Here is a 22,328-nt window from a genome sequence, read left to right as displayed (position 1 = left end):
TTTGAGGTCCATAGGTTTCAGCTCTCTCCAGGGCATGGTCAGATCCTCGCGAAATCGACCATGCCAGTTAAAAACTGTTACCTATGTGCGTGAACTGATTTGTAACCCATGTGGGTGAGTCATACCGGCAAGAGCGTTTTGGTTACTTTTGCGCTCTTCAAAAGTGACCCGCTGTAAGAGCGGAACCATAAGCAGCCGTTACCGCAGCAACGGATATGCACACCACTCCAGAATCAGGATCCCAAAAGCTCAGCCTTGACCAACTTAGCCTGCTCATCCGCATGATACGAAGACCGCACCAACGGCCCCGAAGCCACGTTCTTGAACCCCATCCTGTACCCCTCCTCGGCAAACCAGGCAAAAGTATCCGGATGCACAAAACGCTGCACCGGCAGGTGACTGCGCGAAGGCTGCAGGTACTGCCCCAGGGTCAACATGTCGATGTCATGCTCACGCATGCGCTTCATGACCTCGATGACCTCGTCATCGGTCTCGCCCAGGCCCAGCATCAACCCGGACTTGGTCGGAATGTGCGGCATCATCTGCTTGAAGCGTTGCAGCAAGGTCAGCGACCACTGGTAGTCCGAGCCCGGGCGCGCGGCCTTGTACAGGCGCGGTACGGTTTCCAGGTTGTGGTTGAACACATCCGGCGGCTCGGCGGCGGTGATTTCCAGGGCGATGTCCATGCGCCCACGGTAGTCGGGCACCAGGGTCTCCAACTGCACGTTTGGCGACAGCTTGCGGATCTCGCGGATGCAGTCGGCAAAGTGCTGGGCTCCGCCGTCGCGCAGGTCGTCACGGTCCACGGAGGTGATGACCACGTACTTGAGCTTCAGGTCGGCGATGGCCACGGCCAGGTTTTCCGGCTCGCTCGCGTCCAGTGGTTTCGGCCGGCCATGGCCGACGTCGCAGAACGGGCAGCGACGGGTGCAGATGTCGCCCATGATCATGAAGGTGGCGGTGCCGCCGGAGAAGCATTCGCCCAGGTTCGGGCAGGACGCTTCTTCGCAGACGCTGTGCAGCTTGTGCTTGCGCAGCAGGGCCTTGATACGGTCGACCTCCGGGGAAACCGGGATGCGCACGCGAATCCAGTCGGGTTTCTTCGGCAGTTCGGTGGTCGGGATAATCTTGACCGGGATGCGTGCAACCTTCTCGGCGCCGCGCAGCTTGACGCCGGCCTCGACCTTGGCACGCGGGGCCGGACGCTCGGTGACATCCTGCGTCGGGATTATGGTTTGCACTGCATCAGTAGTCATATCAGTCGATTCCGCCCGTGAGGGTCGTCTGCTCAGCGTAGTCGAGGTGTTTGACGAGCTGCGCACGCAGCCGGGCACTTACCTCGGCAAATTCAATCGATCCTGTGTGATCGCGCAACTGGGTCATCGCCAGCCCCGCATAGCCACAGGGATTAATCCGTCGAAACGGCTCTAGATCCATGTCCACGTTCAACGCCAGGCCATGGAACGAGCAACCGTGGCGGATCCGCAGGCCCAGGGAGGCGATCTTCGCCCCATCCACGTAGACGCCCGGGGCATCCGGCTTGGCCACCGCCTGCACGCCGTAGCTGGCCAGCAGCTCGATCAGGCAGGTCTCCATGCGGGTGACCAGCTCGCGCACGCCGAACCCCAGCTTGCGTACATCCAGCAGCAGGTAGGCAACCAGTTGGCCGGGACCATGGTAGGTCACCTGGCCGCCGCGGTCGACCTTCACCACCGGGATATCGCCCGGCAGCAACAGGTGCTCGGCCTTGCCGGCCTGGCCCTGGGTGAACACCGGGGGATGCTCCACCAGCCAGACTTCATCGTCGGCGGCGTTGCCTCGTTCGTTGGTGAAGCGTTGCATCGCGTGCCAGACCGGCTCATAGGCCATCCGGCCCAGCTCGCGAAACCCCAGCGTGCCCGGCATCACAACACCATGTGCACGAAACCGGTCGCCCGCAGCTCGCTGTTGATGTCGTAGAGCTGTTCCTGGCCGGTGGCCAGGATGTGCAACTGGATCGTCGTGTACTTGCCGTTGGTGCTCTGGCGCTCGGCCAGGGTCTTGAGGTCAACGGTCGCATGTTTCTCAACGATCGCGATGATCTTGTCCTTGAAGCCCACGCCGGTATCGCCGATCACCTTGATCGGGTAGTCGGCGCAGGGGAATTCGATTTTTGGAGCCTTTACTTCTGGGTCTGTCATGGCGTAACGGCCTCGTAAGCCCGGGTAACGAACATGGCCCCGCACCGGATCGGAACGGGGCCATGCAGGTCAACAGCTGGAATCAGTTGAACAAGCCGTAGAAGAATAGACGGATGCTATCCCACATGCGGCGGAAGATACCACCCTCCTCGACCGCGTCCAGTGCGATCAGGTCGGCGCTGTGCACCACCTTGTCGTCCAGCTTGACTTCGACTTTACCGATCACGTCGCCCTTGGCGATGGGGGCGGTCAGTTGCGGGTTCATGGTCATGCTGGCGGCCAGCTTCTTGAGCTGGCCCTTGGGCAGGGTCATGGTCAGGTCCTGGGCCAGCCCGGCTTTCACCTGGCTGCTGGTGCCCTTCCAGACCTGGGCCTGGGCCAGTTCGGTGCCCTTCTGGTAGAAGGTCTGGGTTTCGAAGAAGCGGAAACCATAGGTCAGCAGCTTCTGGGTCTCGGCGGCACGGGCCACTTCGCTGCTGGTGCCGAAGACCACGGCGATCAGGCGCATGCCGTCACGCACGGCCGAGGACACCATGCAGTAGCCGGCTTCGTCGGTGTGACCGGTCTTCAGGCCGTCGACGGTCTTGTCGCGCCACAACAGCAGGTTGCGGTTGGGCTGCTTGATGCCGTTCCAGAAGAACTCCTTCTGGGAGTAGATGGCGTAGTGCGCCGGGTCTTCGTGGATGATCGCCCGTGCCAGGATCGCCATGTCGTGGGCCGACGAGTAGTGCTCGGGGTTCGGCAGGCCGGTCGGGTTCATGAAGTGACTGTTGGTCATGCCCAGGTCGGCGACCGTCTTGTTCATCATGTCGGCGAACGCGTCTTCGCTGCCGGCGATGTGCTCGGCCAGGGCGACGCTGGCGTCGTTGCCGGACTGGATGATGATGCCGTGCAGCAGGTCGCTGACGGTCACCTGCGAGCCGACCTTGATGAACATCCGCGAACCGCCGGTACGCCAGGCGTTCTCGCTGACGGTCACCGGATCGTTTTCACCGATCTGGCCGCGACGGATTTCCAGGGTCGCGATGTAGGCGGTCATCAGCTTGGTCAGGCTGGCCGGTGGCAGGCGCTGGTCACCATTGTTCTCCACCAGCACGTTGCCGCTGCTGGCATCCATGAGTACATAGGACTTGGCCGCCAATTGGGGTGGCGACGGCATCATCTCGACCGCGAACGCGGCCGGTGAGAGGAGCAGCGGGACTAGCAGGCAAAGGCGTTTGGCAAAGGTGGTGATGTTCATCCGTCTCTCGAAATCGCTAATGGAAACTGCCCGGAGGCAATGCTTACAAGCAGCCTTCTTGACGGGCTGCCGCGTAGTTAAGTTGCTCACTCACAACCCTTGCCGGGCTTTTGTTATGGATGGAGCCAACAACCTGGCCCGCTCGAACCGCAAGCGGGCCGTCAATCAATCACTCGGCGGTGACCAGGCTCGGCGAACCGAGATTGGCCAGGCGCACGCTGTTCTGCACCTGCTGGACTTCACCCGGAGAACCGATCGGCCCCAGGCGCACCCGATGCAGCGTCTGCTGGTTGCGCACGATCGAGCTGATGAACACCGGGGCGCTCACCATCGAGCTGAGCTTGGACCTCAGCAGTTCGGCAGCGTCCGGGTTGGCGAACGCGCCCACCTGCAGATACTGGCCAGACGCCGTTGCAGAAGCGTTTTTTTTTGCTTCCAACTGCACCGGCACCACGGCCGCCGCGTGCTGCTGCGGCGGTGGCGTCCACTGTTCGACCGTGCCGGTGGACGCCGTCACGGTCGGCGCGGCATTTTGCGCCACTTTTGGCTCGTTGAGCATCAAAGGCGCCGGACGGCCACGCTGGGCCCACCACTCCTGCGGATCGATGCCCTCGACCTTGACCCGTGCGGTGCCGATTTCAGCGTAACCGAGCTTTTTCGCCGCCGCGTACGACAGGTCGATGATGCGGTCGGAATAGAACGGCCCACGGTCATTGACCCGCAGGATCACGCTCTTGTTGTTATCCAGGTTGGTCACCCGCACGTAGCTGGGCAGCGGCAGCGTCTTGTGGGCCGCGCTCATGCCATACAGGTCATACACCTCGCCATTGGCGGTGTTCTGGCCGTGGAACTTGGTGCCGTACCAGGACGCCGTGCCCGATGCGACGTAGCGCTTGGAGTCGGCCATCGGGAAGTAGGTCTTGCCCAGCACCGTATAGGGGTTGGCCTTGTAGGGGCCGGTGTGCAGGGTCGGGGTGGCGTCGGGAATGCGCGAGACATCGACGTCCCACCACGGCGCACCGTCCTTGTGGGCACGGTTGATGTCCAGGCCCGGCGCCGAGCGCACGGCGGTGGAGTTCTTCTGGGTCGGCGCGCGGCTGGTCGAACAACTGACGACCAGCAGCGACAGCGCCGCCAACGCCACGAGCTTGAGGGGCTTGGCTTTCAGGGGTTGATAGGTAGGCAATGCCCGCATTATTTGACGCCCCGTGCTTTGACCAGCTCTTCAGACAGCTGATATACGGCCATGGCGTACATCACGCTGCGGTTATAACGCGTAATCGCGTAGAAATTCTTCAGGCCCATCCAGTATTCAGGCCCCTGCTCGCCTTCCAGGCGCATCGCGGTGACCGGCATGTCGTCACGCAGCGCATCATGACTCGACCAGCCCAGCGCCCGCAACTCCCCGACGGTTTTCGTCGGCTCGATGCCCTCGGTCAGGCCCTCGTCCACCTGGTCGCCACGCACCTCGGCACGGCTGACCACCGGCTGGCCGGCTTCCCAGCCGTGACGCTTGAAATAGCTGGCAACACTGCCGATGGCGTCGGTCGGGTTGGTCCAGATATTGATGTGGCCGTCGCCGTCGAAATCCACGGCGTAGGCGCGGAAACTGCTGGGCATGAACTGCGGCAGGCCCATCGCCCCGGCGTAGGAGCCCTTAAGGGTCAACGGGTCGACCTGTTCCTCCCGGGCCAGCAGCAGGAACTCGCGCAGTTCCTTGCGGAAGAACTCGGCGCGGGGCGGGTAATCGAAACCCAGGGTCGACAGCGCGTCGATCACCCGGAAATTGCCGGTGTTGCGGCCAAAGAAGGTCTCGACGCCAATGATGGAGACGATCACCTGGGCCGGCACCCCGTATTCCTGCTCGGCGCGGGCCAGCGCGGCCTCGTGCTGGCGCCAGAAGTCCACGCCCCGGGCGATACGCGCCTCGGTGATGAACATCGGCCGGTATTCGCTCCACTGCTTGACCCGCTCGGCGGGCCGGGAAATGGCGTCCAGGATCGACTGCTTGCGTTCGGCCTCGCGGAACACCCCCATCAGCTGTTCCCCGGCGAAACCGTAGTCGCGCGTCATCTCACCGACAAACTCGGCCACCTGCGGCGAACCTTCGTACTCGCCCGCCAGGACCTGCGGCATGCCGCCGAGGCAACCGACCAGGCCGATCCACGGCGCACATCGCGTCGACCAGCCACGCATTGCTTGCATTGAACTCTTCACCTTATTCAAACCTGTGCGATCCACTTGCGATGGGTATGGATCGACATCAAAACCCCAAACGCTGACAGTAGTGTCACCAGCGAAGTTCCTCCGTAGCTAATGAATGGCAACGGCACCCCCACCACCGGCAACAGGCCACTGACCATACCGATGTTGACGAAAACATACACAAAAAACGTCATGGTCAGGCTGCCCGCCAGCAACTTGCCGAACAGCGTCTGGGCCTGGGCGGTGATCACCAGCCCGCGGCCGATCAGCAGCAGGTAGATCAGCAGCAGCACGCAAATGCCCACCAGGCCGAACTCTTCGCCCATCACCGCGATGATGAAGTCGGTGTGGCTTTCCGGCAGGAAGTCCAGGTGCGACTGGGTGCCCATCAGCCAGCCCTTGCCGAACACCCCGCCGGAGCCGATGGCGGCCTTGGACTGGATGATGTTCCAGCCGGTGCCCAGCGGATCGCTCTCCGGGTCGAGGAACGTCAGCACGCGCTGCTTCTGGTAGTCGTGCATGACGAAGTACCACATCGCCACCGACACCGGCACCGCCGCGGCGACCACGCTGAGGATCCAGCGCCAGCGCAGCCCCCCCATGAACAGCACGAAGGCGCCGCCAGCCAGGATCAGCAGCGAGGTGCCGAGGTCCGGCTGGCGCACGATGAGGATGAACGGGATGCCGATCAGCAACAGGCTGATGCACACGTGCTTGAGCTGGGGCGGCAAGGTGCGCTTGGACAGATACCAGGCAATGGTGGCCGGCATGATGATCTTGAGGAATTCCGAGGGCTGGAAGCGGATCACCCCGGGGATGTTGATCCAGCGGGTGGCGCCCATGGCGTTGTGGCCCATCACGTCCACCACCACCAGCAGGCTGACACCGATCACATAGGCCAGCGGCACCCAGCGCGCCATGAAGCGCGGCTCCAGTTGGGCGATGACGATCATCGACACCAGGCCGATGCCGAACGAGGTGGCCTGCTTGGCCAGCAGGTCCCAGCTCTTGCCGCTGGCCGAATACAGCACGAACAGGCTGCCGGCGGCCAGGGTCAGCAGCAGGATGAGCAAAGGGCCATCGATGTGCATGCGCTGCAACAGGGTGGCACGACGGCGCATCACATCTTCGCTGGAGAGGATGCGGTCGAAATTATTCTTCACGGGCCGTAGCCTCCGCGGTGATGGGGCTTGCGTACTCGGGCTTGAGCTGGCCGTGTTCATCCAGCAGCCAGGCGTCCATCACCTGGCGCACCACGGGCGCGGCGACACCGGAGCCCGACTCACCGTTCTCGACCATCACGGCGACGACGATCTTCGGGTTGTCGGCCGGGGCGAAACCGACGAACAGGGCGTGGTCGCGGTGGCGTTCCTGGACCTTGGAGCGGTCGTACTTCTCGCCCTGCTTGATCGCGACCACCTGGGCCGTACCACTCTTGCCGGCGATGCGGTAAGGCGAGCCGATGGCCGCCTTGCGCGCCGTGCCGCGCGCGCCGTGCATCACCTGCTGCATGCCGTTGTTGACCTTCTGCCAGTCCGACGGGTTGTGCAGGATGATGTCCGGCATCGGGTTCGGGTCCACCGGCTTCTGGCCCTCGATGGTCTTGGCCAGGTGCGGGCGATACCACTTGCCTTTGCTCGCCACCAGCGCCGTGGCCTGGGCCAGTTGCAAAGGCGTGGCCTGCATGTAGCCCTGGCCGATCCCCAGGATCAGGGTTTCGCCGGGGAACCAGGCCTGGCGGCGGGTGGCGCGTTTCCATTCCCGCGAAGGCATCAGGCCGGGGGACTCCTCGAACATGTCCAGGGAGACCTTCTGCCCGATGCCGAACTTGTTCATGTAGGACGACAGCCGGTCGATCCCCAGCTTGTGGGCCAGGTCATAGAAGTAGGTGTCGTTGGACCGCATGATCGCCGTTTCCAGGTCCACATAGCCGTCGCCGGTGCGGTTCCAGTTGCGGTACTTGTGGTCGTAGTTGGGCAGCATGTAGTAGCCGGGGTCGTAGACCCGGCTCGACGCGGTCACCACGCCGGAGTCCAGACCGGCGATCGCCACCGCCGGCTTGATGGTCGAGCCTGGCGGATAGAGGCCGCGCAGCACCCGGTTGAACAGCGGCCGGTCGATGGAATCGCGCAGCTCGGCGTAGGCCTTGAAGCTGATGCCGGTGACGAACAGGTTCGGGTCGAAACTCGGTTGGCTGACCATCGCCAGGACCTCGCCGGTGTTCGGGTCCAGCGCCACCACGGCGCCCCGGCGCCCACCCAGCGCGGCTTCGGCGGCTTCCTGCAGCTTGATGTCCAGGCTCAGGACGATGTCCTTGCCGGGGATCGGGTCGGTGCGCTTGAGCACCCGCAGCACCCGGCCGCGGGCATTGGTCTCGACTTCCTCGTAGCCCACCTGGCCGTGCAGCTCGGGCTCGTAGAAACGCTCGATGCCGGTCTTGCCGATGTGGTGGGTGCCGCTGTAGTTGACCGGGTCGAGGGTCTTGAGCTCTTTCTCGTTGATCCGGCCCATGTAGCCGACCGAGTGGGCGAAGTGCGGCCCCTGGGGATAATGCCGCACCAGTTGCGCCACCACCTCGACGCCGGGCAGGCGGAACTGGTTCACGGCGATCAGGGCGATCTGTTCCTCGGTCAGCTCGAACAGGATCGGCACCGGCTCGAACGGCCGTCGCCCCTGGCGCATGCGCTTCTCGAAGATCGCCCGGTCCTCGGGCGTCAGTTGCAGCACCTCGACGATCACGTCGAGCACCTGTTGCCAGTCGCCGGAACGCTCGCGGGTCATGCTCAGGCTGAAGCTGGGCCGGTTATCGGCCACCACCACGCCATTGCGGTCGAAGATCAGCCCACGGGTCGGCGGAATCGGCTGCACATGCACCCGGTTGTTTTCCGACAGGGTCGAGTGGTACTCGTACTGGATCACCTGGAGGAAATACAACCGCGCGATCAGCACCCCGATCAGCGTCACCACCGTAATGGCGCCGAACACGACGCGGCCCCGCACCAGGCGGGCGTCTTTTTCGTGGTCCTTGATGCGGATCGGCTGAGGCATGGGGCAGGATTACTTGTGGTAAGGGTGCCCGGACAGGACTGTCCAGGCACGATACAACTGTTCGCCGATCAGGATGCGCACCAGCGGGTGCGGCAACGTCAACGGCGACAACGACCAGCGCTGATCGGCCCGGGCACAGACTTCCGGCGCCAGCCCTTCCGGGCCGCCGACCATGAAATTGACCGTGCGCGAATCGAGCCGCCAGCGATCGAGCTCCACCGCCAGTTGCTCGGTGCTCCAGGGCTTGCCATGGACTTCGAGGGTGACGATCCGCTCGTTCGGCCCGACCTTGGCCAGCATGGCTTCGCCTTCCTGGCGGATGAAGCGCGCCACGTCGGCATTCTTGCCACGGGTATTGAGCGGAATTTCCACCAGCTCCAGCGCCAGCTCGGAGGGAAGACGCTTGGCATATTCATGCCAGCCTTCTTCCACCCACTTGGGCATGCGGGAACCGACGGCGATCAGGCGCAGTCGCACAGCGAACCCTTACTGCTGGTCTTTGTTGAGCTTGGTGAAGTGCTCATGGGTGTTTTCCGGGCTGTGGTGGCGGGCATCCGCCGCACGGCTCTGCTCGGCACCGGCCCACAGGCGCTCCAGGTCGTAGAACTGGCGGGCCGAGGCGGTCATCATGTGCACGATGACGTCGTCCATGTCCAGCAGGACCCAGTCGCTGTCGCCCTTGCCCTCTTCACCCAGCGGCTTGACGCCCTGGGCCTTGACCGCTTCGCGGACCTTGTCCAGCATCGCGCCGATCTGGCGGTTGGAGGTACCGGTGGCGATGATCATGAAGTCGGTGATGCTCTGCTTGTCGCGCACGTCGATCACCTGGATGTCCTGGGCCTTGACGTCTTCCAGGGCGGCAACGGACACCTTGACCAGCTCTTCGCCGGCCAATGCGGCACCGACGTGGGCCTCTATCGGCAGCGGGGCGCTCTTGAACGTGCCCTTGCGCTTAACTTTGCTTACGTCTTTGTCAGTCATATAAAACTCGTTTTGCTCATGTGTTCGGGCGCTTCGCTACACGCATTCACGTGCCTTGAAGCGCGCCGCTTTCAGTTCGACGCACGGTACAGCCCGTGCGCATCGATGTAGGCCAGGACCGCGTCGGGCACCAGGAAACGTACCGACTTACCGCTGGCCAGCAGTTGACGGATCTGGGTGGCGGATACCGCGAGCGGCGTCTGCCAGACGAATGCAATCTGTCCGCTCGGCCCTTTCAGGGCCAGCGGGTCGCTCACCGAGCGCGCCGCCAGCAGGTTGCGCAAGGCATCCGGCGGCTCGCTGTCGGCATCCGGGCGTTGCAGCACCAGGATGTGGCAATGCTGGAGCAACTCTTCCCAGCGGTGCCAAGTGGGCAGGCCGCAAAACGCGTCCCAGCCCAGAAGCAGGAAAACCTGGGCATCGGCGGCCAGTTCGGCGCGCATCAGCTCCAGAGTGTCGATGGAGTAGGACGGCTTGTCCCGCTGCAATTCGCGGGCGTCCACCACCAACGGCGCCACGCCGGCCACCGCGCATTCGACCATCGCCAGGCGGTCCTGGGCCGAGACCCGTGGCGTGTCCCGGTGAGGCGGCCGGGCGCTGGGCGTCAGGCGTAGCTCATCGAGGCCCAGGGCATCGGCGACTTCCAGCGCACCGCGCAAATGGCCGATGTGCACCGGGTCGAACGTGCCGCCCAGGATGCCGATGCGCCGGGGCGGGGTGGTCGTCGTCACAGCGGCTGACGGGTCGAGGTCGCCCAAGTCAGGCCGGCTCCTGTCCGCGCAACTGGCCGTCACCCACCACGATGTACTTCTCGCAGGTCAGGCCTTCGAGGCCTACCGGGCCGCGGGCGTGCAGCTTATCAGTAGAAATGCCGATCTCGGCACCCAATCCGTATTCGAAACCGTCGGCGAAGCAAGTCGGTGTGTTGATCATCACCGAGGCCGAGTCCACTTCCGCCACGAAGCGCCGGGCTTCGCCCTGGTGCTCGCTGACGATGGAATCGGTGTGGTGGGAGCCATGGCGATTGATATGCTCGATGGCCTGGTCCAGCCCGTCGACCACGCGGATCGACAGGATCGGCGCCAGGTATTCGGTGTCCCAGTCTTCCTCGGTCGCGGCCACCGCCTCGATGATCGCCCGGGTGCGCTCGCAACCGCGCAGCTCGACGCCTTTTTCGCGGAACTGGGCGGCCATCGCCGGCAGGAAGGCCTCGGCCACGGCCTGGTCCACCAGCAGGGTTTCCATCGCGCCACAGATGCCATAGCGATAAGTCTTGGCATTGAAGGCGATGCGCCGGGCCTTGGGCAGCTCGGCGTGGGCGCTGACATAGACGTGGCAGATGCCGTCCAGGTGCTTGATCACCGGCACCCGGGCATCACGGCTGATGCGTTCGATCAGGCCCTTGCCACCGCGCGGGACGATGACGTCGACGAACTCGGGCATGCTGATCAGCGCGCCGACGGCGGCGCGGTCGGTGGTCTCCACCACTTGCACGACAGCGGCCGGCAGGTCGGCCTCGGCCAGGCCGCGCTGGATGCAGGCGGCGATGGCGCGGTTGGAGTGGATGGCCTCGGAACCGCCACGCAGGATGGTCGCGTTACCCGACTTCAGGCACAGGCTGGCCGCGTCGATGGTCACGTTGGGCCGCGATTCGTAGATGATCCCCACCACGCCCAACGGCACGCGCATCTTGCCGACCTGGATGCCCGACGGCCGGTAGCTCATGTCGCGGATCGCGCCGACCGGGTCCGGCAACGCCGCGACCTGGCGCAAACCGACGATCATGCCGTCGATGCGTGCCGGCGTCAGCGCCAGGCGTTCGAGCATGGCCGGCTCCAGGCCATTGGCCCGGCCGGCGGCCAGGTCGAGCTCGTTGGCGGCGGACAACTCGGCGCGAGCAGCGTCCAGCGCATTGGCGGCGGCCTGCAGGGCGCGGTTCTTCTGCGCGGTGCTGGCACGGCCGATGATGCGCGACGCTTCGCGAGCGGCGCGACCCAGGCGGGTCATGTAGTCAAGAACGGACTCAGTCATGGTCTGTGTGGTCTTGGCGATGGGGAAAGCGGCAGATTATAGCTGTCGTAACCCGCGACTAACAGCATGGACTCACAGCGGTGACCGGCGGAGGAGCAAAAAGACCCCCGGGAGCCGTGGTACACCGGCGCGTTCAGTGGCGATTAAGCTTTGCATTGCTATCATCGCCCTTCCTTTGGCCTCTCTGCGTCCATCGCCATGACCGATCTACCCCTTCCGCCCTCGCCCACAGCCCTGCCCCACGGCTTTTTCGATCGCGACGCCCAGGTGCTCGCCCGGGACCTGCTGGGCAAAGTCATCCGCCACAAGGTCGGCGGCCTGTGGCTCAGCGCACGGATCATCGAGACCGAGGCGTATTACTTCGCCGAAAAAGGCAGCCACGCCTCCCTCGGCTACACGGAAAAACGTAAGGCTTTGTTTCTGGATGGCGGGCACATCTATATGTACTACGCCCGGGGCGGCGATTCGCTGAACTTCAGCGCCCAGGGCCCGGGCAATGCCGTGCTGATCAAGTCCGCGTACCCGTGGGTCGATGCGGTCTCCGGCCCGGAGAGCCTGGCGCAGATGCTGCTGAACAACCCCGACGCCCGTGGCCAGCCGCGCACGCCGCAGAAGCTCTGCGCCGGCCAGACCCTGCTGTGCAAGGCCCTGGGGCTGAAAGTCCCGGAATGGGACGCCAAGCGCTTCGACCCCGAACGCCTGCTGGTGGAGGATGTCGACGTGCCGACCGTCAACGTCATCCAGACCACCCGCCTGGGCATCCCCCTGGGACGGGACGAGCACCTGCCCTACCGCTTCGTCGATGCGGCCTACGCGCCGTGGTGCACGCGCAACCCATTGCGGCGCGGCCAGGTTGAAGGGCGTGATTATTTCTTGCTGTCATGAACACAACACCGCCCCACTGTGGGAGCGAGCTTGCTCGCGATGGCGCCAGATCAGCAGAATGGGTGTCGGCTGACACATCGCTATCGTGAGCAAGCTCGCTCCCACAGTTGATTTTCAGTGACCACACGTTTTGTGTTCAAAACAGAACCCCGTGTGGGAGTGAGCTTGCTCCCACAGTAAAAATGCATCAATGGAGTTGTTTTTATGGGCCAATGGCTCGATAGCATCACCAGTTGGCTGAGTGTCAATCCGCAGTGGCTGGCGGTGGCGGTGTTCATCGTCGCCTGCGTGGAGTGCCTGGCGATTGCCGGGCTGATCGTGCCGGGCACGGTGTTGTTGTTCGCGATCGCGGTGCTGGCCGGCAGCGGCGCGCTGTCCCTGGGCGAGACCTTGCTGCTGGGGCTGCTCGGCGGATTGCTGGGGGACCTGATGTCGTATTTCCTGGGCCGGCATTTCCACCAGAACATCCGGCGACTGCCAGGGCTGCGGCACCACCCGGAATGGATGAACGCGGCCGAAAGCTATTTCCAGCGCTACGGCATCGCCAGCCTCCTGGTCGGGCGCTTCATCGGCCCGCTGAGGCCGATGCTGCCGATGGTGGCCGGGATGTGCGACATGCCGTTCCCGCGCTTCGCCGCCGTCAGCGTGCTGGCTGCGTCTGGCTGGACCGTGGCCTACCTGCTGCCCGGCTGGGCCACCGGGGCGGCGTTCCGCCTGCCGCTGCCCGAAGGTTTCTGGCCGCAGGCCGGGGTGGTCGTCGGCAGCATCGCCGTGATGATCGGGCTGAGCGTCAACAGCAGCATGCGCCGCCACCGGCATGCCACGGCGCTGATTGCCGGCCTGGGCCTGGCGATCCTGATCGGCCTGTTCATCGGTTTTCCCCACCTCACAGCCTTCGACCAAGGGCTGATGACACTGGTCCAGGAACATCGCAGCCCGACGCTGGACGAAATCGCCGTGACCTTCACGCTGATCGGCGAATTCCACTTCATGCTGATCTTCAGCGCCCTGCTCACCGGCCTGCTGTTGCTGACGCGTCAATGGCGGCAGGCAACCTTCGCCGGTGGCACGATGCTGCTCACCTCCCTGGCCAACACTGGCAGCAAGCACTTCTTCGCCCGCGTGCGCCCGGAAATCCTCACCGACCCGCTGACCAGCTACAGCATGCCCAGCGGCCATGCCTCCGGCGCGTTCGCGCTGTTCCTGTCGCTGGCGATCCTGGCCGGTCGCGGCCAACCGCCGCGCCTGCGCCTGACCTGGCTGCTGCTGGGCTGCCTGCCAGCGCTGGCGATTGCCTTGTCACGGGTCTACCTCGGCGCCCACTGGCCTAGCGACATCATCGCCGGCGCCATGCTCGCCGCCTGCGTCTGCGCCGCCGTGCTGTGGCTGAGCCAACGCCAGGCCTCGCTACCGGCCATGCCACCGAGAATCTGGTGGCTGATCCTGCCAGCGATGGCGGCCGCGTTCAGCTTCTTCATCTTTCGGCACCTGCCCCATGGAATGCTGCGGTATGCCTATTGAACACTGGCCGATGAACACCGGAGCCCCTGTGGGAGCGGGCTTGCCCGCGAAGGCGGCGGCCCGTCGACCCATGCGCTGGATGACACCCCGCTTTCGCGAGCAAGCCCGCTCCCCACAGAGACCTGCGTTGAGCTGTTCCCCTCGACGCGTCAGGCAAACAGCTCGCCCTGCAACTCATCGAGCAGGGCCTGGATCGCGTCCAGGCGTTGCTGCGGATCATCGAGTTGCAGCAGGTCGATCTTGTCCAGTTCATTGAACGGCAGCAGGTAGGCCAACTGGTTGGCCAGCGATTGCTGGCCGGTGGCTTCGGTGCCCATGTTCAGGGCCTCGACCATCGGGTGTTCGGCCAGGGCCTTGAGCAACGCCACCAGGTCGGCGTCCTCATCCTGCAAGGGCTGCTCCGGTTCCTCCTCCAGCCACTCGACGTCGGCGACCGTCAGCTGATCCGGCTGGACGCTGCTGCCGTGCACGATAAAGCGCCGGCCGCCCTTGACGCGAATGCCCAGCAGGCCATTGTCTTGCTGGGAGAAATCGGTGATCAGCGCCTCACAGCCCACCCGCGCGTAGCCGTCGGGGGCCATGCCGACTTCCTCGCCATCGAGGATGCACACCACCCCGAACCCTTCGCCTTTTTTCATGCAGCGACCGATCATGTCGAGGTAACGCGCCTCGAAAATCTGCAAATCGAGGATGCAACCGGGGAACAACACGGTGTTCAACGGGAAAAGCGGCAAGCTCATAACCAGTTCCTTAGACTGTCATCGACACCACCAACGGCAGCAGCACCGCCGTGGCTACGCCCATCAGACTCATCGCCAGCGCCGCAAAGGCACCGGACTCTTCGCTTTCCTGCAACGCCACCGAGGTGCCCACCGCATGGGCCGCCAACCCCAGGGCCATGCCCCGGGCCTCGGGGCTGTGCACCTTCAAGCCGTTCAGGATGCTCGGCCCCAGAATCGCCCCAAGCACGCCGGTGATCAAGACGAACACCGCCGCCATCGCCGCCACGCCGCCGATCTGCTCGGCCACCAGCATGGCGATCGGCGAGGTCACGGACTTGGGCGCCATGGTCATCAGGATCATGTGGTCGGCACCGAACACCCAGCCCAGCAACACCGCCGAGCCCGTGGCGACCACACCGGCTATCACCAGCGTAGTAAAAATCGGCCAGAACAATTGGCGGATCCGACGCAGGTTCAGATACAACGGCACCGCCAGGGCGACCGTGGCCGGGCCCAGCAGGATACTGAGGATCTCGGTGCTCTTGCGGTATTCGGCGTAGCCGATGCCGCAGCCGACCAGCACGCCGATCAGCAGCACCATCGACATCAGCACCGGTTGCAGGAACACCCAGCGAGTCTTTTCGAACGCCGCCAGCACCAGTTGATAAGCCCCCAGGGTGATGCCGATGCCGAACAGCGGATGATGGATCACCGAGGCCCAGGCGCCTTGCCAGTCGAGGATCATTCGTTGTCCTCCACCGCCGTGACGTGGCGCCGGGCCAGGCGCTGCATCAGCACGCCGGTCAGGGCCACGGACAGGATCAACGACAGGGTCAATGCACCGACAATGGCCCAGAAATCGGCGGCGATGGCCCCCGCATAGACCATCACCCCCACCGCCGGCGGGACCAGCAGCAACGGCAGGTAGCGCAACAGGCTGCCGGCGGCCAGGCTCAACGGCTCACTGACTTCGCCGCGCACGATCAGGTAACCCAACAACAGCAGCAGGCCCACGATGGGCCCGGGCAACACCGGCAGGAACAAATGATTGATCGCAGTGCCCAGCAATTGGAACAGCACCAGCCAGGTCAGGCCCCGTAGCAACATCCGCTCTCTCCCCTGCAACACGTCCCCATTGAATGCGCCCGCATTATAAGCATGCCCGCGCTATGGGTCGGCATTCGTAAAAAGCATGGTCGGTGACCTTCCTTGCGCGCCATGTTGATCTACAGTGGTTCTCCGGGGCCCCGTCCCCGTTCCAAGAAGAAAGACAATACCGATGAACCCAAGGAGAGTCTCAATGCCTTACGTCCCCGTTGCAGCGCTCAAAGATTATGTCGGCAAGGAACTTGGACGTTCCGAATGGCTTACCATCGACCAGGACCGCATCAACCTGTTCGCCGAAGCCACTGGCGACTTTCAGTTCATCCACGTCGACCCGGTCAAGGCCGCGCAAACCCCGTTCGGCAGCACCATCGCCCACGGTTTCCTGTCGTTGTCGCTGATGCCCAAGCTGATGGAAGACATCCTGGTCCTGCCCGAGGGCGTGAAGATGGTCGTCAACTATGGGCTGGACAGCGTGCGTTTCATCCAGCCGGTGAAGGTCGATTCCAAGGTCCGGCTCAAGGTCGACCTGGTGGACGTCACCGAGAAAAAGCCCGGCCAATGGCTGCTCAAGGCCACCGCCACGCTGGAAATCGAGGGGTCGGAAAAACCCGCCTACATCGCCGAGCCACTGTCGCTCTGCTTCGTGTAGCCCTTCGCGATTGCGAAACCGTCCAGGCTGTTTCGCATCGCTTCTCTGTATACAGGGGACATAGCTGCGGCATACTCACGGCCTGATGACCTGGATCCCGTTATGCGCTTACTTGTCCCCCTGACCCTGACCCTGTTGCTCACCGCCTGCGGCGACGGCGAATCGCTGTTGCCTCCCGACGCCCGCCTGCCCGATGGCGGACGCTATCGTGGCGACCTGGTGGACGGCCTGTTGCAAGGCCAGGGTCGCATCGACTACCCCAACGGCAGCTGGTACGCCGGGCAGTTCGACAAGGGCCAGTGGCACGGCACCGGGGAATGGCACGGCAGCAACGGCGAGGTCTATCGCGGCCAGTTCCAGCATGGCCTGTTCCACGGCCAGGGCAGCCTGACCACGCCCACCAGCAGCTACACCGGCGGCTTCAAGCAGGGTCGGCGCGACGGCGAGGGCACGCTGAAGGAAAACGGCATGACCTACCGCGGCGAGTTCAAGGCCGACCGCTATTCGGGCCTCGGGCGTCTGGAACTCGACGACGGCAGCCAGTACCAGGGCCCCTTCGTCAACGGCAAGCCCAACGGCGAGGGCCAGCGCTTCGACGCCAGCGGCAACCAGTTCACCGGGCACTTCGTCGATGGCCAACTGCAGGGCAAGGGGACGTTCAACAGCGCCGACGGCGACGTCTATGTCGGCGGGTTCAGGAACAACCAGCTCAACGGGCGCGGCCGCTATGAAAACGCCGACGGCGATGTCTGGATCGGCCAGTTCAAGGACGGCGCGCTGACCGGCAAGGGCGAGCTGATCGGTGCCGACGGCAGCCACTACCTCGGGCAATTCAATGAATGGCGCTTTACCGGCCAGGGCCGCCTGAACCTGCCCGACGGCAGCTTCTACGTCGGCCAGTTCGACAGCGACAGCTATCACGGGCGCGGCACGCTGGTGCTGACCGACGGCACCGTGCAAAGCGGCACCTGGGCCAAGGGCCAGCGGGTACGCGACGCCGATGGCCGGCTGCTGCCGGATGTACTGGAACTCGGCCTGCTGGCCCAGGGCCGCCTGCTGGACGACGCCCTCGCCGAGATACCGGCCTCCACCCCGGCGGTGGAACTGTACAGCCTGACCCTGGGGGGCGACGGCAAGCAGAGCGTGTTCCTGCGCGAATCCGACTATGTCGCCAACATGCTCGCCAGCCGTTTCGGCGCCTTCGGGCAGATCCGCCTGGTGAACCACCGCGATCATCTCGGCGACCGGCCCATGGCCAGCCGCGAAAGCCTGCGCCGCGCCGCCGCGACCCTGGCCGAGCGCAGCGGCCCGGAAGACCTGATCTTCATCTACCTGACCAGCCACGGCACCAGCGAGCATGAACTGGTGCTCGACCAGCCCCGCATGGAGTTGGCCGACCTGCCCGCCGACGAACTGGCCGCGGTCCTGGCGCCGCTGAAGAACCGTGACAAGATCGTGGTGATCTCGGCCTGCTACTCCGGCGGCTTCATCCCGGCGCTCAAGGACGACCGCACGCTGATCATGACCGCCTCGCGGGCCGACCGGGTGTCCTTCGGCTGTTCCGAGGAAGCCAACTTCACCTATTTCGGCGATGCCCTGTTCGCCCAGGCGCTGAACCAGACCGACGATTTGGAGCAGGCCTTCAAGAAGGCCAAGGCCACCGTTGCCGAGCGCGAGCAGGCGGACAACTTCGAAGCCTCCGAGCCGCAGATCTGGGCGCCGCGGACCGTACTCTCCCACTGGCAACTGCTGCGCAAACAGCAGGCGCGAAAAGCGTTGCAAAGTACTGCATTGAACGACGGGGCCATAAAGAGCAACTAAGCTGAACCGTATCAAGGGGGAAACACTATGTACTTGACGCCTCAGCATGTTTTGCTCGCCGGTGCCACCGGGCTGACCGGGGAACACCTGCTGGACCGGCTGCTCAACGAGCCGACCATCAGCCGGGTGCTGGCACCTTCGCGCCGCCCGCTGGCCGAGCACGCGCGCCTGGAAAACCCGGTGGGGGAACCGGCCGACGTGCTGCCGCGTCTCAGCGGCCAGGTCGACATCGCCTTTTGCTGCCTCGGCACCACCATCAAGAAAGCCGGCTCGGAACAAGCCTTTCGCGCGGTGGACCTGGACCTGGTCGTAGCTTTCGCCAAGCGCGCCCGGGAGCTGGGCGCACGGCACCTGGTGGCGATCAGCGCACTGGGGGCCGACCCCACGTCATCGATTTTCTACAACCGGGTCAAGGGCGAAATGGAAGCAGCCCTCAAGGCCCAGGACTGGCCGCAACTGACCCTTTGCCGGCCTTCCCTGCTGCTGGGCGACCGCGTCGAGCCGCGCCTGGCCGAGCAATTGGCCGGGCCGTTGTCGAAGCTGATCCCGGGCAAATACCACGGCATTGAGGCCCTCCAACTGGCCCGCGCGATGTGGCGCCTGGCGCTGGAAGAACAGGACGGGGTGCGGGTGGTGGAGTCGGATGAGCTGCGCAAGCTGGGCAAGTGAGGCGCAATCATGGTGGCGAGGGGATTTATCCCCGCTGGGGCGCGAAGCGGCCCTAAAACCTGAGCATGGGGTGCGCCAGATAAATCGAGGGGACTGCTTCGCAGTCCAGCGGGGATAAATCCCCTCGCCACAAATGCCCCGAGCCACTGATGTCCCTCATTGCTGGGCCCAGTGGTGTTACAGCCCGCCAGTGGCTTGGAAGCCCACCCCCATCGCGGTAAACAACGACAACGGCAACAACAAGGTGTCGAGCAACGCACTGCCCGGCAGGTCGACGCCGGGATAGGCCGGGGCTTCGGCGCCGAAGCGATCCTTGGCGCAGCAGCCGCCGTTGAGGGCATACAGGTCCAGGCGCGTGCCGGCGTACACCACCGGCGCGCCGGGCTTGGCGGCGTCGAGGGTACGGGCGGTGGCGCAGCCGGCCAGTTGCAGCGCCAGCAGCACCCACAGGACCTTATTCATCGCTGCTCAAATGATGCTCGCCCCAGCGCGGCAGCATGTCCTGGGGGATGTTCAGCAGGTTGAGAATGCGCGCCACCACGAAATCGATCAGGTCGTCGATGGTCTGCGGCTGGTGATAAAAGCCTGGCGACGCCGGCAGGATGGTCACGCCCATGTTCGACAACTTGAGCATGTGCTCCAGGTGAATGCTCGAATACGGCGCCTCCCGCGGCACCAGGATCAGTTGCCGGCGCTCCTTGAGCGTCACGTCGGCGGCCCGCTCGATCAGGTTGTTGCAAGCCCCGGTGGCAATCGCCGACAACGTCCCGGTGGAACACGGCACCACCACCATGGCCGCCGGTGCGCCAGAGCCCGAGGCCACGGGCGACATCCAGTCTTCCTTGCCGTACACGCGAATCTGCCCGTCCGCCGCACCGGTGTATTCGGTGAGGAACGCCTGCATCATCTGGGGCTTGGGCGGCAAGGTCACGTCGGTTTCGGTGGCCATCACCAGTTGCGCGGCCTTGGAAATAAGGAAGTGCACCTCGCGGTCTTCGCGCACCAGGCAATCGAGCAGGCGCAAGCCGTACTGGGCACCGGAGGCGCCGGTCATCGCCAGCGTGATGCGCTCCGGACCGTTCATTTCAATGCCTCGGCCAGTTTGCCGTGCAGGCCGCCGAAGCCGCCGTTGCTCATGATCACCACGTGGGTGCCGGGCTGGGCCTGGCTCTTCACGCGCTCGATGATGCCTTCCAATGAATCGCTGACGATCGACGGCACCGTGCACAACGCGGCGGTGGCGCCCAGGTCCCAGCCGAGGTTGGCCGGCGCGTACCAGATCACCTGGTCGGCATCGACCACGCTTTCCGGCAGGCCGTCGCGGTGGGCGCCCAGCTTCATGGAATTGGAACGCGGTTCGATGATCGCGATCAACGGCGCATCGCCAATGCGCTTGCGCAAACCGTCGAGGGTGGTGGCGATGGCAGTCGGGTGATGGGCGAAGTCGTCGTAGATGGTAATGCCGCGCACCTCGGCGACTTTCTCCATGCGCCGCTTGACGCTCTTGAACGCGCTCAGCGCGGCGATGCCCATGGCCGGCACCACGCCCACATGCCGGGCCGCCGCCAGGGTCGCCAAGGCGTTGGCAACGTTGTGCTGGCCGGTCAGCTCCCATTCCACACTGCCTTGGGACTGGCCGTCGAACATGACCTCGAACTGCGAACCGTCATCCTTGAGCAGCTTGACTTGCCACTGCCCACCCGCGCCGGTGGTCTGCACCGGGGTCCAGCAGCCCATTTCGATGACCCGCTGCAAGGCCGGTTCGGTGGTCGGGTGAATGACCAGGCCTTCACTCGGAATGGTGCGCACCAGGTGATGGAACTGCCGCTCGATGGCCGCCAGGTCAGGGAAGATGTCCGCATGGTCGAACTCAAGGTTATTGAGAATCGCAGTGCGCGGGCGGTAATGGACGAACTTCGAGCGCTTGTCGAAAAACGCGCTGTCGTACTCGTCGGCCTCGATCACGAAGAACGGCGTGCCGCCCAGGCGCGCCGATACCGAGAAATTCTGGGGCACGCCGCCAATCAGGAAGCCCGGGCTCATGCCCGCGTGTTCCAGCACCCAGGCAAGCATGCTGCTGGTGGTGGTCTTGCCATGGGTGCCGGCCACGGCCAGGACCCAACGGCCCTGCAACACGTGATCGGCCAGCCACTGCGGCCCGGACACGTACGGCAGGCCCTTGTTGAGCACGTATTCCACCGCCGGGTTGCCCCGGGACATGGCGTTGCCGATGACCACCAGGTCCGGCGCCGGATCCAGCTGCGCCGGGTCGTAGCCCTGGGTCAGCTCAATGCCCTGGGCCTCCAGTTGCGTGCTCATCGGCGGGTAGACGTTGGCGTCGGAACCGGTCACGCGATGACCCAGCTCCTTGGCCAGCACCGCCATCGAACCCATGAAAGTGCCGCAGATACCGAGAATATGAATGTGCATAGTCGACCTCGTAAAACATGGCCGCAGGTTAGCGTAGGGAGGGGGAAATCGCACCTTGTGTTTGCCCCCGATACACAGGCGGGCTTCTGTGGGAGCAAGGCTTGCCCGCGACAGCGGTGGATCAGCTTGCAGTATTCTGGATGTGCAGCCGCCTTCGCGAGCAGGCTCGCTCCCACACCCAACCCCATTCCTTCTACAAGAACTCGGTTGACTGTGGGAGCCAACTGTCTTTCACCCCCACCCGACCCGCGGTCGTCTTTTGGGTGCTATCGCGGCCTCAGATGGCCCCCTCCGGGGCCTCAAGCGGTTTGATCCCGCCACGGCGTGCCGTCGCGCACCATCGCGTTGAGCCGGACCAGCAATACCCGCATACACGCCACCAGGGCCACTTTTGCGCACTTGCCCTTGGCGCGCAGCCTGGCATAGCGGGCTTTGAAATCAGCGTTGTAGCGGACCATCACCAACGCACACATATAGGCTGCGCGGCGCAATCTTCTGCGCCCACCGTAGATATGGCGTTTGCCGGTTTTCACGCCGCTGTCATTATTGAACGGCGCCACCCCAGCCAACGCAGCCACCTGCGCGCGGTTGAGGTCGCCCAATTCAGGCAGATAGCAAAACAGGCTGGCAATCGTTACAGGCCCCAAGCCCTTTACGGCACGCAGCCGCTCAAGCAGTTCTGAGTCGACCTGACGAGATTGCTCGGCAATGCGTTTGTCCGTTGCTTTGATCAGGCTCCTCAGCGCAACGTCCAGCGCTTGATAGGTCTCCAGCACTTGAGCCAACTGCGCCTGCTTTGCACGGCGGCGATTATCGTCTCGCTGCTGGATGAGGGCGTC

The 22,328-nt window shown here is 64.3% G+C and carries 24 protein-coding genes; 5 read left to right on the top strand and 19 right to left on the bottom strand.

The annotated features are described in order from the left end of the window. Positions 1 to 233: 233 nt before the first annotated feature. From lipA to Q6A48_RS25190, 12 genes are all read right to left on the bottom strand, one after another. Entirely contained in the window at positions 234 to 1,256 is a 1,023-nt protein-coding gene (gene lipA / locus Q6A48_RS25245; RefSeq protein ID WP_304557180.1) for a lipoyl synthase, read from the bottom strand. 1 nt (position 1,257) lies between these two features. Beyond that, on the bottom strand, positions 1,258 to 1,905 hold the full coding sequence (gene lipB, locus Q6A48_RS25240; protein ID WP_304557179.1) for a lipoyl(octanoyl) transferase LipB: 648 nt from the start codon (positions 1,903 to 1,905) through the stop codon (positions 1,258 to 1,260). Continuing rightward, a complete protein-coding gene (locus Q6A48_RS25235) occupies positions 1,905 to 2,180 on the bottom strand; it encodes a DUF493 domain-containing protein (protein ID WP_304557178.1) in 276 nt (91 codons plus the stop codon). Before Q6A48_RS25235 ends, lipB begins: the two co-directional genes overlap by 1 nt. A gap of 82 nt (positions 2,181 to 2,262) precedes the next feature. After that, positions 2,263 to 3,420, bottom strand: a complete 1,158-nt coding sequence (locus Q6A48_RS25230) for a D-alanyl-D-alanine carboxypeptidase family protein (RefSeq protein ID WP_042730296.1) — start codon at positions 3,418 to 3,420, stop codon at positions 2,263 to 2,265. Positions 3,421 to 3,589: 169 nt separating this feature from the next. Continuing rightward, positions 3,590 to 4,615 (bottom strand): septal ring lytic transglycosylase RlpA family protein, encoded by a 1,026-nt coding sequence (locus Q6A48_RS25225; RefSeq protein ID WP_304557177.1) that lies wholly within the window; start codon positions 4,613 to 4,615, stop codon positions 3,590 to 3,592. After that, a complete protein-coding gene (mltB, locus tag Q6A48_RS25220; RefSeq protein ID WP_304557175.1) occupies positions 4,615 to 5,625 on the bottom strand; it encodes a lytic murein transglycosylase B in 1,011 nt (336 codons plus the stop codon). Before mltB ends, Q6A48_RS25225 begins: the two co-directional genes overlap by 1 nt. 17 nt (positions 5,626 to 5,642) lie before the next feature. Further along, positions 5,643 to 6,746 carry a rod shape-determining protein RodA gene (rodA, locus tag Q6A48_RS25215; protein WP_042730308.1) on the bottom strand — a complete coding sequence of 368 codons (1,104 nt, stop codon included), beginning with the start codon at positions 6,744 to 6,746 and terminating at the stop codon, positions 5,643 to 5,645. A 31-nt stretch (positions 6,747 to 6,777) separates the two neighbouring features. Continuing rightward, positions 6,778 to 8,673, bottom strand: a complete 1,896-nt coding sequence (gene mrdA, locus Q6A48_RS25210) for a penicillin-binding protein 2 (protein ID WP_042730299.1) — start codon at positions 8,671 to 8,673, stop codon at positions 6,778 to 6,780. 9 nt (positions 8,674 to 8,682) lie between these two features. Beyond that, entirely contained in the window at positions 8,683 to 9,150 is a 468-nt protein-coding gene (gene rlmH / locus Q6A48_RS25205; RefSeq protein ID WP_003185785.1) for a 23S rRNA (pseudouridine(1915)-N(3))-methyltransferase RlmH, read from the bottom strand. A gap of 9 nt (positions 9,151 to 9,159) precedes the next feature. After that, positions 9,160 to 9,654 carry a ribosome silencing factor gene (gene rsfS / locus Q6A48_RS25200; RefSeq protein WP_304557152.1) on the bottom strand — a complete coding sequence of 165 codons (495 nt, stop codon included), beginning with the start codon at positions 9,652 to 9,654 and terminating at the stop codon, positions 9,160 to 9,162. A gap of 71 nt (positions 9,655 to 9,725) precedes the next feature. After that, a complete protein-coding gene (gene nadD, locus Q6A48_RS25195) occupies positions 9,726 to 10,412 on the bottom strand; it encodes a nicotinate-nucleotide adenylyltransferase (protein ID WP_304557150.1) in 687 nt (228 codons plus the stop codon). A gap of 1 nt (position 10,413) precedes the next feature. Further along, on the bottom strand, positions 10,414 to 11,685 hold the full coding sequence (locus tag Q6A48_RS25190) for a glutamate-5-semialdehyde dehydrogenase (RefSeq protein ID WP_304557149.1): 1,272 nt from the start codon (positions 11,683 to 11,685) through the stop codon (positions 10,414 to 10,416). Positions 11,686 to 11,883: 198 nt separating this feature from the next. Between Q6A48_RS25190 and Q6A48_RS25185 the strand changes: the two genes are divergently transcribed. Both Q6A48_RS25185 and Q6A48_RS25180 read left to right on the top strand, forming a co-directional pair. Then, positions 11,884 to 12,570 (top strand): DNA-3-methyladenine glycosylase, encoded by a 687-nt coding sequence (locus tag Q6A48_RS25185; protein WP_304557148.1) that lies wholly within the window; start codon positions 11,884 to 11,886, stop codon positions 12,568 to 12,570. 204 nt (positions 12,571 to 12,774) lie between these two features. Further along, positions 12,775 to 14,091 (top strand): bifunctional DedA family/phosphatase PAP2 family protein, encoded by a 1,317-nt coding sequence (locus tag Q6A48_RS25180; RefSeq protein ID WP_304557147.1) that lies wholly within the window; start codon positions 12,775 to 12,777, stop codon positions 14,089 to 14,091. A gap of 149 nt (positions 14,092 to 14,240) precedes the next feature. On the opposite strand, the gene Q6A48_RS25175 is transcribed toward Q6A48_RS25180, so the two are convergent. From Q6A48_RS25175 to Q6A48_RS25165, 3 genes are read right to left on the bottom strand one after another with little or no spacing between them, the layout of a single operon-like run. Next, positions 14,241 to 14,831 carry an LON peptidase substrate-binding domain-containing protein gene (locus Q6A48_RS25175; protein ID WP_304557146.1) on the bottom strand — a complete coding sequence of 197 codons (591 nt, stop codon included), beginning with the start codon at positions 14,829 to 14,831 and terminating at the stop codon, positions 14,241 to 14,243. A 10-nt stretch (positions 14,832 to 14,841) separates the two neighbouring features. Next, positions 14,842 to 15,558 carry an LrgB family protein gene (locus Q6A48_RS25170; RefSeq protein ID WP_304557145.1) on the bottom strand — a complete coding sequence of 239 codons (717 nt, stop codon included), beginning with the start codon at positions 15,556 to 15,558 and terminating at the stop codon, positions 14,842 to 14,844. Beyond that, positions 15,555 to 15,920, bottom strand: coding sequence for a CidA/LrgA family protein (locus Q6A48_RS25165; RefSeq protein WP_304557144.1), 366 nt, complete (start codon positions 15,918 to 15,920; stop codon positions 15,555 to 15,557). Before Q6A48_RS25165 ends, Q6A48_RS25170 begins: the two co-directional genes overlap by 4 nt. 193 nt (positions 15,921 to 16,113) lie before the next feature. On the opposite strand from Q6A48_RS25165, the gene Q6A48_RS25160 reads away from it, so the two are divergent. The 3 genes from Q6A48_RS25160 (at position 16,114) to Q6A48_RS25150 (ending at position 19,059) form a co-directional block, all read left to right on the top strand. Beyond that, positions 16,114 to 16,569 carry a MaoC family dehydratase gene (locus tag Q6A48_RS25160; RefSeq protein WP_304557143.1) on the top strand — a complete coding sequence of 152 codons (456 nt, stop codon included), beginning with the start codon at positions 16,114 to 16,116 and terminating at the stop codon, positions 16,567 to 16,569. Between the two features lie 102 nt (positions 16,570 to 16,671). Continuing rightward, positions 16,672 to 18,390: a C13 family peptidase gene (locus Q6A48_RS25155; RefSeq protein ID WP_304557142.1), complete on the top strand. Its 1,719-nt coding sequence runs from the start codon at positions 16,672 to 16,674 to the stop codon at positions 18,388 to 18,390. Positions 18,391 to 18,417: 27 nt separating this feature from the next. Beyond that, positions 18,418 to 19,059 carry an oxidoreductase gene (locus Q6A48_RS25150; RefSeq protein ID WP_304557141.1) on the top strand — a complete coding sequence of 214 codons (642 nt, stop codon included), beginning with the start codon at positions 18,418 to 18,420 and terminating at the stop codon, positions 19,057 to 19,059. Positions 19,060 to 19,236: 177 nt separating this feature from the next. Here Q6A48_RS25150 and Q6A48_RS25145 read toward each other — a convergent pair whose 3' ends face one another. The 4 genes from Q6A48_RS25145 to Q6A48_RS25130 all read right to left on the bottom strand — a co-directional run. After that, positions 19,237 to 19,521 (bottom strand): YceK/YidQ family lipoprotein, encoded by a 285-nt coding sequence (locus tag Q6A48_RS25145; RefSeq protein ID WP_304557140.1) that lies wholly within the window; start codon positions 19,519 to 19,521, stop codon positions 19,237 to 19,239. Continuing rightward, complete coding sequence (gene ubiX, locus Q6A48_RS25140; RefSeq protein ID WP_304557139.1) at positions 19,514 to 20,143, bottom strand: flavin prenyltransferase UbiX; 630 nt, start codon at positions 20,141 to 20,143, stop codon at positions 19,514 to 19,516. The genes Q6A48_RS25145 and ubiX overlap by 8 nt, the downstream gene beginning before the upstream one ends. After that, positions 20,140 to 21,489 carry a UDP-N-acetylmuramate:L-alanyl-gamma-D-glutamyl-meso-diaminopimelate ligase gene (gene mpl, locus Q6A48_RS25135; protein WP_304557138.1) on the bottom strand — a complete coding sequence of 450 codons (1,350 nt, stop codon included), beginning with the start codon at positions 21,487 to 21,489 and terminating at the stop codon, positions 20,140 to 20,142. Before mpl ends, ubiX begins: the two co-directional genes overlap by 4 nt. A gap of 299 nt (positions 21,490 to 21,788) precedes the next feature. Beyond that, on the bottom strand, positions 21,789 to 22,328 hold a 540-nt coding region (locus Q6A48_RS25130; protein ID WP_304556984.1), incomplete at its 5' end, for a transposase.

Origin of the sequence: Pseudomonas citrullilanati (assembly GCF_030580855.1) — a bacterium.
In the GTDB taxonomy this organism is placed as follows: Bacteria; Pseudomonadota; Gammaproteobacteria; order Pseudomonadales; family Pseudomonadaceae; genus Aquipseudomonas; species Aquipseudomonas citrulli.
This window is presented reverse-complemented; position numbering and strand designations above follow the sequence as displayed.